Here is a 13,167-nt window from a genome sequence, read left to right as displayed (position 1 = left end):
GGTCAGAAGTACCCCTCGCGCTTGCGGTCTTCCATCGCGGCCTCGGAGAGCTTGTCGTCGGCGCGGGTCGCGCCCCGCTCGGTGAGCCGGGACGCGGCGATCTCGGTGATGACCGCCTCCAGCGTGGTCGCGTCGGAGTCGACGGCGCCCGTGCAGGACATGTCGCCCACCGTGCGGTACCGCACCAGCCGCGTCTGGACCGGCTCGGTCTCCTTGGGGCCGCCCCACTCGCCGGCGGTGAGCCACATGCCGCTGCGGGAGAACACCTCGCGCTCGTGCGCGAAGTAGATCTCCGGCAGCTCGATGGACTCGCGGGCGATGTACTGCCACACGTCCAGCTCGGTCCAGTTGGACAGCGGGAACACCCGGACGTGCTCACCGGGGGCGTGGCGGCCGTTGTACAGGTTCCACAGCTCCGGGCGCTGGCGGCGCGGGTCCCACTGGGAGAACTCGTCGCGCAGCGAGAACACCCGCTCCTTGGCGCGGGCCTTCTCCTCGTCGCGCCGGCCGCCGCCGAACACCGCGTCGAACCGCTCGCTCTGGATCTTCTCCGTCAGCGGAAGCGTCTGGAGCGGGTTGCGGGTGCCGTCGGGACGTTCCTTGAGCACACCACGGTCGATGTAGTCCTGTACGGAGGCCACATGGAGGCGCAGCCCATGTGCGGCCACCACACGGTCCCGGTACTCCAGCACCTCGGGGAAGTTGTGTCCGGTGTCCACATGGAGCAGCGCGAAGGGCACGGCGGCGGGCGCGAACGCCTTCAGCGCCAGATGCAGCATGACGATCGAGTCCTTGCCCCCCGAGAACAGGATCACCGGGTTCTCGAACTCGCCCGCCACCTCGCGGAAGATGTGCACGGCCTCGGACTCCAGCGCGTCCAGGTGGGAGAGGGCGTACGGGCTGTCCGTGCCCTCACCGCCCCCCGTCACCGCGGCGACGGTCGTCATGCCAGTCCCCTCTCGCCGAGCAGGGCGTGCACCGCGGCCGCCGACTGCGTGACGCTCTGTTCCTGCGTCTCGATCCGGAGATCCGGCGCCTCGGGCTCCTCGTACGGGTCGTCGACGCCGGTGAGCCCGGTCAGCTCGCCCGCGGCCTGCCGGGCGTACAGCCCCTTCACGTCCCGCTCGCCGCACACCTCGACCGGGGTCGCCACATGGACCTCCAGGTACGCGGTGCCGTTCGCGGCGTGCCGCTTGCGCACCGCCTCCCGGCTGTCCGTGTAGGGCGCGATCACCGGGACCAGCGCCAGCACACCGTTGCGGGCCAGGAGTTCGGCCACGAAGCCGATGCGCTGGACGTTGGTGTGCCGGTCCTCGCGGGCGAAGCCGAGCCCGGCCGAGAGGAACTCGCGGATCTCGTCGCCGTCGAGCACCTCCACGCGCCGGCCCTCGGCGCGCAGCCTTCCGGCCAGTTCGGTGGCGATGGTGGTCTTGCCGGCGCTCGGCAGACCGGTGAGCCAGACGGTGGCTCCGCTCGTCACGTGTTCTCGCTCCTCGTATCGATCGGTCGTCATCCGTGCAGCCCGCACTCGGTCTTGCCCCGCCCGGCCCAGCGGCCGGCCCGCGCGTCCTCGCCCTCCAGCACCCGCCGGGTGCAGGGGGCGCAGCCCACCGAGGCGTAGCCGTCCATCAGCAGCGGGTTGGTCAGCACGCCGTGTTCGGCGACGTAGGCGTCCACGTCGTCCTGGCTCCAGCGGGCGATGGGGGAGACCTTGACCTTGCGGCGCCGGGCGTCCCAGCCGACGACCGGGGTGTTCGCCCGCGTCGGCGACTCGTCCCGGCGCAGCCCGGTCGCCCACGCCCGATACTCCGTCAGTCCCGCTTCCAGCGGCTGGACCTTGCGCAGGGCGCAGCACAGGTCGGGGTCGCGGTCGTGCAGCCGGGGCCCGTGCTCCGCGTCCTGCTCGGCGACCGTCTTCTCGGGGGTGAGCGTGACGACGTTGACGTCCATCACGGCGTCGACGGCGTCCCGGGTGCCGATGGTCTCGGGGAAGTGGTAGCCGGTGTCGAGGAACACCACGTCCACGCCGGGCCGTACGCGCGCGGCCAGGTGGGCCACCACGGCGTCCTCCATGGACGAGGTCACGCAGAACTGATCGCCGAAGGTGTCCACCGCCCAGCGCAGCACCTCCAGCGCGGGCGCGTCCTCCAGCTCACGGCCCGCGCGCTCGGCCAGTTCCCTCAACTCGTCCTCGGTGCGCTCATTCTGAGCGGTCGTCATATCCGGTCGTCCCCTCCGTCGTCGCCCCGCTTCAGCCCCCGGGCGAGCAGCCCGAGGAACTTGAGCTGAAAGGCGCGATTGCAGGCTCCGCATTCCCAGGCGCCGTGGCCCTGCTCGCTCGGGCGCAGGTCCTCGTCCCCGCAGTAGGGGCAGTGGAACGGTGCGGCACGCTCGCTCACGACAGCGCCTCCTCGCTGGCCCGCGCGGCCCATGCGGCGAACCGCTCGCCGTCCGCGCGCTCGGCCTCGAAGCGGCGCAGAACGCGCTCGACGTAGTCGGGCAGCTCCTTCGACGTCACCTTCAGGCCGCGCACCTTGCGGCCGAAGCCCGCCTCCAGGCCGAGCGCGCCGCCCAGGTGCACCTGGTAGCCCTCGACCTGGTTGCCGTCCTCGTCCACCACCAACTGGCCCTTGAGACCGATGTCCGCCACCTGGATGCGGGCGCAGGCGTTCGGGCAGCCGTTGAGGTTGATGGTGATCGGCTCGTCGAACTCCGGGAGGCGGCGCTCCAGTTCGTCGATGAGGGCACTGCCGCGCGCCTTGGTCTCGACGATGGCCAGCTTGCAGAACTCGATGCCGGTGCAGGCCATCGTGCCGCGCCGGAACGACGAGGGGCTGACCCGGAGGTCCAGCGCCTCCAGACCGGCGACCAGGGAGTCGACCTGGTCCGCCTCGACGTCCAGCACGATCATCTTCTGCTCGGTGGTGGTGCGGACCCGGCCGGAGCCGTGCTCCTCGGCGACCCCGGCGATCTTGGCCAGCGTGGCGCCGTCGACCCGGCCGACGCGCGGGGCGAACCCGACGTAGAAGCGGCCGTCGCGCTGGCGGTGCACGCCGACGTGGTCGCGCCAGCGCTCCACCGGCTGCTCGGGCGCGGGGCCGTCGAGCAGCTTGCGCCCCAGGTACTCGTCCTCCAGCACCTGCCGGAACTTCTCCGGGCCCCAGTCCGCGACCAGGAACTTCAGCCGGGCGCGGTTGCGGAGCCTGCGGTAGCCGTAGTCACGGAAGATCGAGATGACGCCCTCGTGGACGTCGGCCACCTCGTCGAGCGGCACCCAGGCGCCCAGCCGGACACCGATCTTCGGGTTGGTGGACAGGCCGCCGCCCACCCACAGGTCGAAGCCCGGCCCGTGCTCGGGGTGTTCGACGCCGACGAGCGCGATGTCGTTGATCTCGTGCGCCACGTCCAGCAGGGGCGATCCGGAGATCGCGGACTTGAACTTGCGGGGCAGGTTGGAGAACGCCTTGTTGCCGATGACCCGGCGCTGGATCTCCTCGATGGCCGGGGTCCCGTCGATGATCTCGTCCTCGGCGATCCCCGCGACCGGCGAGCCGAGGATCACGCGCGGGGTGTCGCCGCACGCCTCGGTGGTGGACAGCCCGACGTCCTCCAGGCGCCGCCAGATCTCCGGCACGTCCTCGATCCTGATCCAGTGCAACTGGATGTTCTGCCGGTCGGTGATGTCGGCGGTGCCGCGCGCGAACTCCTGCGACAGCTCGCCGATCACGCGCAACTGGGCGGTGGTCAGCCGGCCGCCGTCGATGCGGACCCGCAGCATGAAGTACTTGTCGTCCAACTCCTCCGGTTCGAGCACCGCGGTCTTGCCGCCGTCGATACCGGGCTTGCGCTGGGTGTACAGACCCCACCAGCGCATGCGGCCGCGCAGGTCGTTGGGGTCGATGGAGTCGAAGCCCCGCTTGGAGTAGATCGTCTCAATGCGTGTCCGCACATTGAGACCGTCGTCGTCCTTCTTGAACTGTTCGTTGCCGTTGAGCGGGGTGTGGTGTCCCGCCGCCCACTGGCCCTCACCACGGTGACGACTCACCTTGCGGCGGGGCGCGGCAGCAGGGTCCTGGGGGCTGGGGGCCATGGTTCGTACGTCCTTAGGAACAGGCGGAAAATCGGCTCTGGCCTGCGCGCATCTGCGCACGCGGGCATACCTGCGCGGCGTTGCGCTGAACGGGGGTGGAGAAGAGGCCGGCGGTGCTGGAGTGCTCAGCTCGCCCGACACATGGCGCTGGACATGCGGCCGAGGTCGACGTGGCGTCGACTCACCAAGGCGATTCCAGTTCCAGACATGACGGCAGCGTGTCACGCGCGTCTCCGGGCAGTCCACCATTGTCCGTCATCTGGACGGATCTATTCTGAATACCGAGACAACTTCGCGAGAGAGGCGCGCGTCAGTCGCCCAGGAACGCCCCCGGCCACGGTCCGGGGGTCGGGAGGTCCGCCTCCAGCTCCACCTTCGTGTCGAACAGGGTGAACCCGCGCCGCAGATAGTTGTCCAGGGCGTACGGGCCGTCCTTGCTGCACGTGTGCAGCCACACCCGCTTCACCGGGGCCAGATCCGGCCACCGGCTCGCCAGGTCCCAGGCGCGGGCCGTACCGACCGACAGCAGGTGTCCGCCGATCCGGCGCCCCCGGAACGCGGGCAGCAGCCCGAAGTAGGCGATCTCCACCACGCCCTCCTCCGTCGCCTCCATCTCGACGTACCCGGCGGGCGTGCCCCGCTCGTACGCCACCCAGGTCTCCACGCCGGGCCGGCCCAGGTACTCCCGCCACCGCGCGTGCGTCCAGCCGAGCCGGTCGGTCCAGCGGATGTCGCCGCCGACCGAGGCGTACAGGAAGCGGCTGAACTCGGGGGACGGCACCTCGGCCCGTACGATCCGGACCGCGTCGTCCTCGGGGGCCGCTGCGGGCAGGAGGTCGGACGGCGAGGTCTGTTCCAGGGACCAGGTGGTGACAGGGACGCTGCTCATGGGCTCAGGGAATCATCCCGCCCACCGGACTGTCGATCGTCGCCGGTTGAGATCCCGGCTCAGTCCAGCGAGCGTTCGAGCGAGGCCAGCGGGACGGCGAACAGCATGCGGTCCGACAGCGACCACACCTCGCCGGTCTCCTGCCAGTACGACAGCGACACCGCCGACTCCGTCCAGCAGTGGTGCGAGCCGTCCGCCCCGCAGCGGGCGCCCTTCGCGCCGTCCGCGTCCTGCCGCCAGAGGCCGCCCCGCCCGTCCTGGGCGCCGGGCAACTGGCCGGTGTACCAGGACGCTCCCGCCGCCCCGGCGTGCCGGTACGACAGCACGCCCCGCACCCCGCGCGCCCTGGTCCCGAACACCTCGACGGCGTCGGTGTGCCCGGCGGAGTCGGTGGCGAGCAGGCCCGCCCGCGCCGGGGCGGAGCTGAACGCGTACCGCCACAGCCGCGCGCGGCGCGCACCGTCCGCGGAGGTGCGCTCGGCCGCGACCAGGGTGTCCGGGCCCGTGCTGCGGTCCACCGCCAACGGGCCGGGACAGGGCGGCCGGCCACCCTCGCAGCGGCCGCGGGTGTAGCGGTAGGAGCCCACGGCGGGCAGCACGTACCGGTATCCGGCGGCCGACCAGCCGTGCGGGACCCGGCCGACAGCGGGCTCGTTGGTGGTGGTGCGCTGGATGCGGTCGAGGTCGTAGACGTAGAGCGCCTCCGCGCCGCCGTCGGAGGCGCTGACCAGCAGTTTTCCGTGGTTCCAGACCATGCCGGAGACGCCCGAGGTCAGAGGCCGGTAGTCCCGGCCGCCGTCGACCGGCACCACCAGCAGCACCCAGCGGTAGACCGGGCGGGCGGGGTCGTCGAGATCGGTGAAGGCGACGCGGGTCAGGCCGCGTTCGGCCGCGCGGCCGGTGTCGGTGGCGTGCGTCCATCCGGTCAGCACCACCCGGTGGCTGCCCCAGACACCGTCCTCGTCGGCGTCGCCGGAGGTGGTCACGGCGGCGGGGCGCCAGGCGGTGTCGGCGGTGTCGGCCGGGTCCCAGCAGTAGGAACGGGTGGCCTCGGGGGCCAGGGGCAGGGACGAGCGGTCGTCGCCCGCGCAGTCGGCGCCCACGCGCATCCGGCGGTCGGCGTCGCCCAGCACGGTGTCCACGCCGACCGGGCGGCCCATGGCTGCGGAGAGCCGGTTCAGTACGGGAGCGGGCTCCAGCCGCTCCTGGAGGCGCAGCGGGGCGGTGTCGGAAGCGGAGGTGAGCGGCTTGAGCGCGCCGGGGTTCGAGGCGACCTCGGCCTGGGAGGTGCTGATCAGCGTGGCCGCCGCGGTGAGCGCCAGCCCGGTCCCGGTGAGGGCCGCGCGCAACGCCACGCCCCGTCTGCGCCTGCGGTGTCTGCCGCGTTGCTTCATGTCTCCTCCCGAGGCGGGCCAACTGCACCCGGCGATCGTCATGTTGATCACCCGGCACGGGGCGGACCCGCCTCGGATGCTACGGCAGCACGCGGTGCGCCGGGGCCAAGAGGCCGCAAATACGCGGACGGTGCCCGCCGTGCGGCGGGAGGCGCCCGGCGTGAAAGGGGGCGCTCAACGCGCCCCGTGTGCCGTACGGCGCACCGCCACCCCCGGTGCCGTGGAGCGGGGCAGCAGGTCACGTGGGTCGTCCGGGAGCAGCACCTCGGCCTCCGCGTCCTCCCGGAGCCGGTACGGCCGATGCAGGAGGAGCGCCCCGAGATATCGGCGTACCCGGGACATCTCGGCGCGGACGGTGACTGTGCGGGACGGGTCGCCGAACACGTCCTCGGCCAGCCCCGCCGCGCTGCGCCCCGCGCGCTGCGCCACGAGCAGGTACAGCAACTCCGCGTGCCGCTCGCTGGGTTCACGGGTCCAGGTGCCGCCCGCGTCGGACACCGTGAGCAGCCGGCGCTCCGGCCGGGACAGGTCGAGAACCAGCCTCCCCGCACCGGCCGGTGATTCCGCGGACGCCCGCAGCAACCAGCCTCCGGCCAGCGGCTCCACCGCGCACATCCCCAGCCCCGGCAGCCGATGCCTGCCCGGCGACAGGGACTTGGGCAGCGTGATCCGCCGTACGTACGGCATCCCCGTCACCGCCGCCGACCAGCCGTCCCGGTCCACCACGAGGGCCCGTCCGTCCAGCCGGGCGAGCACCGGCGCGGCCACCGACCGCAGTTGCTCCAGGGAGCCGAGGTGCAGCTCGCGCAGCCGGGCCTCGGCGAGCCGGGCGACCGACTCCACCCAGGCGAGGGTCGCCGGGTGCATGCTCTCCAGCGGGCCGCTGACGTCCACCACGCCGATCAGCCGCCCGTCACGGGGATCGGTGACCGGTGCGCCCGCGCAGGTCCAGGAGGCGTGCGAGCGGACGAAGTGCTCGGCGGCGAACACCTGGACCGGCCGCCGCACCACCGCCGGGGTGCCGATCCCGTTGGTGCCCACGACCGCCTCGCTCCAGTCCGCGCCGATCTCGAAGCCGAGCCCGTCCGCCCGGCGCAGCACCGCGGGCGACCCCTCCCGCCACAGCACCCGGCTGTCCGCGTCCGCGACGACCATGATGTGCCGGGCCGCGTCCGCGACCGAAAGCAGCCCCTCGCGCAAGGCCGGCAGGACGTGTCTGAGCGGCGACTCCTCCCGGCGGCGGCGCACCTCCTCGGCCGTCAACAGCCCCGATCTCACGTCCCGGTCGGGGTCGACGCCGTCGCGCAGCATCCGTTCCCAGGACTGTCCGATCACCGGCCGGGGGGTCATCGGCGCATGTCGTCCGGCGAGCGTGGCCTCGCGGACCTGCGCGAGCAGCCGCGCCGTGCGCGGTGCGTCGGCGGCGGTCGGACGCGCCACGTCCCTCGGCGGGTTCACCACGTCGGTCCTTCCCTGTCCGGACAGCGCGTACGGCTGTGTCAAGCCGTCCGGACGGCGGTTTCCGGTCGGCCGACGCCCCCATACTGCCGTCGGTCCGGGACGGGGGGAACACCCTCCGCGCACTGTCGGCGACAACTTGCAACCCCCTGCAACCCTGGTGAACGCGGAAGGGCGGCAGGAGACTTGAGTCCCGCGCCGCCGCAAGGGCGGCGTTCGCGCCCCGTCGCGGGCCCGTGTCGCGGGGGCGGTGCCGAGTCGGCGCGGCACCACCCCCGCGGCGCCGCACCGCCGCCCGGCCCGCCCCGAAGCGTGCCCCCGCGAGGTGAGGGGCGCGCGGTGCGGCGGATACCGTTAGGACGTGCAGTCAGCAAGCGAATCCCCCCAGCGGCCCCACGGTCGCCTCCACCGGGCCAAGGCTCTCTACCGGAACGTCTCCAAACGGAGGACGGCCTGGCTGCTGCTGACGGACACCGTCAATTCCTGCATGGAGTACCGCATCCTGGGCCTCGCCGCCGAGGCCGCGTTCTTCACGCTGCTGTCCGTGCCCCCGCTGCTGCTCAGCCTCATCGGCCTGCTCGGCTACGTCGACGACTGGACCGGCGCCGACACGATCCACAGCCTGGAGACCAACCTCCTGGAAGCCTCCCGCACCGTCCTGTCCGACAAGGGCGTCAAGGAGATCGCCGAGCCGATCCTGGACGACGTGATGAAGGGCGGCCGGCCCGACGTCATCTCCATCGGCTTCCTGTTCGCCCTCTGGTCGGGCTCGCGCGCGGTGAACGTCTTCATCGACACCATCACCGTGATGTACGGCCTCGACGGGGTCCGGGGCATCGTCAAGACCCGGATCATGGCGTTCCTGCTCTTCGTGGTCGCCCTGCTGATCGGCTCGGTGGCGCTGCCGCTGATGGTGGCCGGGCCGGACGCGGTGGTGGGGGTGCTGCCCTGGTCGGCGACGGTCGTCCAGGTGCTGTACTGGCCGGTCGTCATCGTGCTGTCCATCGTCTTCCTGACCACGCTCTACCACGTCTCCGTCCCGGTCCGCTCGCCGTGGATCGAGGACGTGCCCGGCGCGCTGGTCGCCCTCGCCATGTGGGTCCTGGGCAGCCTCCTGCTGCGTGTCTACCTCACCCACACCATCGAGGGCGCCACCATCTACGGCTCCCTCGCCGCCGCCGTCGCCGTGCTGCTGTGGATCGGCGTGTCCGCCTTCGCCGTGCTGGTCGGCGCCGCCGTCAACGCCGCCATCGACCGGGTCTGGCCCGCCGCGGCCACGGCCGCCGCCCGTGAGGCCAACGAGCGCCAGCGGGAGGCCCAGGTCGCGGAGTACGTCGCCTGGGCGGCCGGGCTGCGCGAGGCCGACCCGGACGACCCGGACATGCCGTCCGAGTTCCCCGAGCGCTGGTCCCGCTTCCTGCCCCCGGAGGACATCACCGGGAGACTGCGCGGCCACACCAGGAACGGCCACCAGCCGCCCAAGGGCTCCCCGGACGACTGACCGTACGGACGGTCGGTGCGCCGGAATAGATCCACTCCGCCCGGCGCTCTGGGAGACAGATGTGGTGCGTGCCGCCACGGCGGCAGCACCGGCGACGAAGGGCTGGTGGGCGATGACGGCTGACCGGACTGACCGGACGGGCCCGGTGGCCCGTACCCCGTACGGCGCGGTACGCGGCCGGTACGAGCACGGGAACGCGGTGTTCCGTGGCATTCCGTACGCGGCACCGCCCTTCGGCACCCGCCGTTTCCGCGCCCCCGAGCCGCCCGAGCCCTGGGACGGTGTGCGCGACGCCGGAGCCTTCGGGCCGACCCCGCCGAAACCGCCGTACTCCGAGGCGTTCGCCCAGTACCTCTCCGACCCCTCCATCCCCGGCGACGACTGTCTCAACCTCAACGTCTGGACCCCCGAGCCCGGCCCCGGCGCCCGCCTCCCCGTACTGGTCTGGCTGCACGGCGGCGCGCTGACCAGGGGTTCCTCGGCGGTACCGGTGTACGACGGGCGGGCCTTCGCCCGCGACGGCGTCGTCCTCGTCTCGGTGAACTACCGGCTCGGCGTCGAGGGCTACGGCCTCTTCCCCGACGCCCCCGCCAACCTCGGCCTGCGCGACCAGCTCGCCGCGCTGCGCTGGGTGCACGAGTCCATCGCGGCCTTCGGCGGCGACCCCGGCAACGTCACCCTGGCCGGGCAGTCGGCCGGCGCGATCAGCACGGGCGTCCTGATCGCGGCCCCGCAGGCGCGCGGGCTTCTTCGGCGGGCGGTGCTCCAGAGCGGGGCGCCGGAGGTCTCGGACCGCGAGAAGGTACGGCGCATGGTCCGCCGGATGGCGACCCGCCTCAAGGTCCCCGCGACCGCCGCCGCCTTCGCCGGCGTCGACCGCGACCTGCTGCTGCGCACCCAGGCCGAGGTCAGCCGGCGCAGCAGCCCGATCCTGGGCGGTCCCGGCTTCGGCATCGTCGTCGACGGCGACCTGGTCCCCACCGACCCGCTGGCCGCCGTCACCGACGGCGGCGCGGCGCCCGGCGTCGACCTGCTGATGGGCTGGACCCGCGACGAGTACCGGCTCTGGCTGGTGCCCGGCGGCCTGGTCGAGCACGTCGACCGGCTCGGCGCGGTCGCCCTGGCCGGCGCGATGGCCCGCTGCCACGTCGGCTCCGAGGTCCCGCGCGGCTACCGCGCCCTGCGCCCCTCGGCGGGCGCCGCCGAACTGGTCGGCCAGATGGTCACCGACCACATGCTCCGCCTCCCCCTGCACCGCCTGGCCGACGCCCGCCCGTCCCGCTCCCATGTGTACGAGTTCGCCTGGCCGTCCCTCCGCCCCGCCCTCGGCGCCTGCCACTCCCTGGAACTCGGCTTCGTCTTCGACACCGGCGAGGTCGAGGAGGCGGTGAAACTGGCCGGCAAGGGCGCCCCCCAGTCCCTGGCCGACACCATGCACGCCTCCTGGGTCGACTTCGCCACGACGGGCGACCCCGGCTGGCCCTCCTGGGGCCCGACCCACCCCACCCGCGTCTTCGACACCACCGGCCCCCACCTCGCCCACGGCCCCCGAGACGCGGAACTCACCCTCTGGACCAGCCCCCTCGTCCCTCACCAGCCCCCCTCGGCCGACCGGCTGGCGGCGGTACGGCGACTGCGGAGGTCACCGGTGCTGCGGAGGCGCTGACCGGGCGGTCAGACCCGGCCCAGCGCCCGGGCGAGCGCGGTGATCGTCTCCGGGCCCACGCGGCAGCAGCCGCCGATCAGGCGGGCGCCGGGGGTCGAGAGGGCGGGGCCGAGGGTGGGGGCGTTGTCCCAGGAGCGGGTTCGCGCGTCCCAGGTCTCGCCGCTGTTGGGATAGGCGACCACCGGCTTGCCCGTCACACGCGCCGCCGTTTCCACCGCTCGCGGGACGTCCTTCGGGGCACAGCAGTTCACGCCCACCGCGAGGATCTCGTCGGCGTCGGCGGCCAGGGCGAACGCCTCCTCCAGGGGCTGGCCCGCGCGGGTGCGGTCGCCGTCGATGCTGTAGGAGAGCCACGCGGGGACGCCCAGGCCGCGTACCGCGCGCAGGAGGGCCTCCGCCTCGTCGGTGTCGGGGATCGTCTCCAGGGCCAGGACGTCGGGGGACGCCTCGGCGAGGACCTCCAGGCGGGGGCGGTGGAAGCGCTCCAGCTCGGTGCGGGTCAGGCCGTAGCGGCCCCGGTACTCGGAGCCGTCCGCGAGCATCGCGCCGTACGGGCCCACCGAGGCGGCCACCCACAGGGGGCGGGTTGCCTGGGCGCGCCGGGCGGCCTCGCGGGCCAGTTCCACGCTGGAGGCCAGCAGGCGTGCGGCTTCCGCCCGGCCGATGCCGCGCCCGGCGAAGCCCTCGAAGGTGGCCTGGTAGCTGGCGGTGATCGCCACGTCCGCCCCGGCCGTGTAGTAGGCGAGGTGGGCCTCGGTGATCGCCTCCGGGTCCTCCGCGAGCAGGCGCGCGGACCACAGCTCGTCGCCGAGGTCGTGCCCGGCCGACGCCAACTGGTTGGAGAGCCCGCCGTCCAGGACCAGCGGCGGCCCCTCGGCGAGCGCGGTGGTCAGGTCGGTGCTCATCCCCCGACGTTAACCGAGCTCAGGGTTTCGGCGAGCCGGTCCGCGAACTCCTCGGGGTGTTCCAGGGCGCCGAGGTGACCGCCGGGGAGTTCCAGCAGGGGGCCGTCGGCCAGGAACTCCGCCGTGCGGTAGGGGAGTTGGCCGCGTGACTCCGCTCCTGCGGCGAGCGTCATCCGGGCGAGCGCGGGTGCCGGGACGTACGCGGTGAACGGGCGCAGGACATGGGCGAGGAAGACTCCCATCGGGGTCGCGTCCGGACCCTCGGCGGGCGGACGCCCGGCGCCCTCCAGCGCGGCGATCAGCTCCCGCCGTCGCTCCGCCCCGTCCGGCAGCACCAGCGCGCACGGCGATTCGTGCGCGACCACGTGCGCCAGCCGCGCCGGATGCCGCGCGGCCAGCGCGAGCGCCGCGATCCCGCCCGAGCTGGTCCCGAACACATACCCCCGCTCACCGGGCGGCAGCACGGCGGCCAGCACCCGCTCCGCGCCGTCGGCCCAGTCCTCCGGCCGCTGGTCCGGCACCGGCTCCCCGAGGCGCCCGTGCGCCAGGCCCAGCGGGTCGTACGTCACCACGGTGAACCGGCGCGCCAGCCGCGCGACCAGCGGGCCCAGCCCCATCGGATGCCCGGCGCCGCCCGGCAGGAGCAGGAGCACCGGGCCGGTGCCGGTGATGTCGGAGTCGGGGGTCGTCACTCGCTCTCCCTCGGCCAGTGTTCGAGCGCCCGGTGCAGTGCCTCGACGCCCTTGTCCCAGGAGGCGTCCACCGCGCGGCCGGCGCCGAAGCCGCCCGCCGACTCCAGGACGCAGTAGCCGTGGAAGGTGCTGCGCAGCAGGCGTACCGCGTCGGTGAGGTCGGGCTCGGAGAGGCCGTAGGCGCGCAGCATGCCGTAGGTGATCTCGGCGGTGCGGCGCAGGGCGGGGGAGTCGGTGACCAGGGACTGGTCGATACGGATCTGGGTGGCCGCGTACCGGCCGGGGTGCTCCAGGGCGTAGGCGCGGTAGGCGTCCGCGAAAGCGGTCAGCGCGTCCCGGCCGGCGCGTCCGGCGACCGCCGCCGCGATGCGGTCGATCAGCTCGCCGCCCGCGTACAGCGCCAGCCGGGTGCGCAGGTCGTTCAGGTTCCGCACGTGCGAGTACAGGCTCGCGTCCTTCACCCCGAAGCGCCGGGCCAGGGCGGAGAGGGTGACGTGCTCGAAACCGGCCTCGTCCGCGAGTTCGGCGGCGGCCGCGACCAGCCGGTCGGCCGTGATCCCCGCGCGTGCCAT

The 13,167-nt window shown here is 73.4% G+C and carries 14 protein-coding genes; 2 read left to right on the top strand and 12 right to left on the bottom strand.

Annotated features, from left to right (window positions below; genetic code table 11):
• Positions 1-2: 2 nt before the first annotated feature.
• The 9 genes from cysD to ACZ3HQ_RS13970 form a co-directional block, all read right to left on the bottom strand.
• The gene (gene cysD / locus ACZ3HQ_RS14010; protein ID WP_467510574.1) at positions 3-947 is read right to left on the bottom strand and encodes a sulfate adenylyltransferase subunit CysD; all 945 of its coding nucleotides are present in this window, start codon (positions 945-947) and stop codon (positions 3-5) included.
• Positions 944-1,513: an adenylyl-sulfate kinase gene (gene cysC, locus ACZ3HQ_RS14005; protein ID WP_467510572.1), complete on the bottom strand. Its 570-nt coding sequence runs from the start codon at positions 1,511-1,513 to the stop codon at positions 944-946. The genes cysD and cysC overlap by 4 nt, the downstream gene beginning before the upstream one ends.
• A complete protein-coding gene (locus ACZ3HQ_RS14000) occupies positions 1,510-2,220 on the bottom strand; it encodes a phosphoadenylyl-sulfate reductase (RefSeq protein ID WP_467510570.1) in 711 nt (236 codons plus the stop codon). Before ACZ3HQ_RS14000 ends, cysC begins: the two co-directional genes overlap by 4 nt.
• Positions 2,217-2,399, bottom strand: coding sequence for a hypothetical protein (locus tag ACZ3HQ_RS13995; RefSeq protein ID WP_467510568.1), 183 nt, complete (start codon positions 2,397-2,399; stop codon positions 2,217-2,219). The genes ACZ3HQ_RS14000 and ACZ3HQ_RS13995 overlap by 4 nt, the downstream gene beginning before the upstream one ends.
• Positions 2,396-4,090 (bottom strand): nitrite/sulfite reductase, encoded by a 1,695-nt coding sequence (locus ACZ3HQ_RS13990; RefSeq protein ID WP_467510566.1) that lies wholly within the window; start codon positions 4,088-4,090, stop codon positions 2,396-2,398. Before ACZ3HQ_RS13990 ends, ACZ3HQ_RS13995 begins: the two co-directional genes overlap by 4 nt.
• A gap of 125 nt (positions 4,091-4,215) precedes the next feature.
• Positions 4,216-4,299 carry a putative leader peptide gene (locus tag ACZ3HQ_RS13985; RefSeq protein ID WP_350748019.1) on the bottom strand — a complete coding sequence of 28 codons (84 nt, stop codon included), beginning with the start codon at positions 4,297-4,299 and terminating at the stop codon, positions 4,216-4,218.
• A gap of 101 nt (positions 4,300-4,400) precedes the next feature.
• Positions 4,401-4,979, bottom strand: coding sequence for a GNAT family N-acetyltransferase (locus ACZ3HQ_RS13980; protein WP_467510564.1), 579 nt, complete (start codon positions 4,977-4,979; stop codon positions 4,401-4,403).
• A 59-nt stretch (positions 4,980-5,038) separates the two neighbouring features.
• The gene (locus ACZ3HQ_RS13975; RefSeq protein WP_467510562.1) at positions 5,039-6,373 is read right to left on the bottom strand and encodes a hypothetical protein; all 1,335 of its coding nucleotides are present in this window, start codon (positions 6,371-6,373) and stop codon (positions 5,039-5,041) included.
• Between the two features lie 174 nt (positions 6,374-6,547).
• A complete protein-coding gene (locus ACZ3HQ_RS13970) occupies positions 6,548-7,834 on the bottom strand; it encodes a GAF domain-containing protein (protein WP_467510560.1) in 1,287 nt (428 codons plus the stop codon).
• Between the two features lie 358 nt (positions 7,835-8,192).
• On the opposite strand from ACZ3HQ_RS13970, the gene ACZ3HQ_RS13965 reads away from it, so the two are divergent.
• Together ACZ3HQ_RS13965 and ACZ3HQ_RS13960 are read left to right on the top strand one after the other, a co-directional pair.
• Positions 8,193-9,332: a YihY/virulence factor BrkB family protein gene (locus ACZ3HQ_RS13965; protein WP_467510558.1), complete on the top strand. Its 1,140-nt coding sequence runs from the start codon at positions 8,193-8,195 to the stop codon at positions 9,330-9,332.
• 112 nt (positions 9,333-9,444) lie between these two features.
• Positions 9,445-10,998 carry a carboxylesterase/lipase family protein gene (locus ACZ3HQ_RS13960; protein ID WP_467510556.1) on the top strand — a complete coding sequence of 518 codons (1,554 nt, stop codon included), beginning with the start codon at positions 9,445-9,447 and terminating at the stop codon, positions 10,996-10,998.
• 8 nt (positions 10,999-11,006) lie between these two features.
• Here ACZ3HQ_RS13960 and mmuM read toward each other — a convergent pair whose 3' ends face one another.
• From mmuM to ACZ3HQ_RS13945, 3 genes are read right to left on the bottom strand one after another with little or no spacing between them, the layout of a single operon-like run.
• Positions 11,007-11,903, bottom strand: a complete 897-nt coding sequence (gene mmuM / locus ACZ3HQ_RS13955) for a homocysteine S-methyltransferase (RefSeq protein WP_467510554.1) — start codon at positions 11,901-11,903, stop codon at positions 11,007-11,009.
• Positions 11,900-12,595, bottom strand: coding sequence for an alpha/beta fold hydrolase (locus tag ACZ3HQ_RS13950; protein ID WP_467510552.1), 696 nt, complete (start codon positions 12,593-12,595; stop codon positions 11,900-11,902). Before ACZ3HQ_RS13950 ends, mmuM begins: the two co-directional genes overlap by 4 nt.
• Positions 12,592-13,167 (bottom strand): TetR/AcrR family transcriptional regulator, encoded by a 576-nt coding sequence (locus ACZ3HQ_RS13945; protein WP_467510550.1) that lies wholly within the window; start codon positions 13,165-13,167, stop codon positions 12,592-12,594. Before ACZ3HQ_RS13945 ends, ACZ3HQ_RS13950 begins: the two co-directional genes overlap by 4 nt.

The sequence above is a fragment of the Streptomyces sp. NPDC018263 genome (assembly GCF_055562575.1).
Note: the sequence above shows the minus strand (reverse complement) of the source record. Positions and strands in the feature narration are given on the sequence as shown.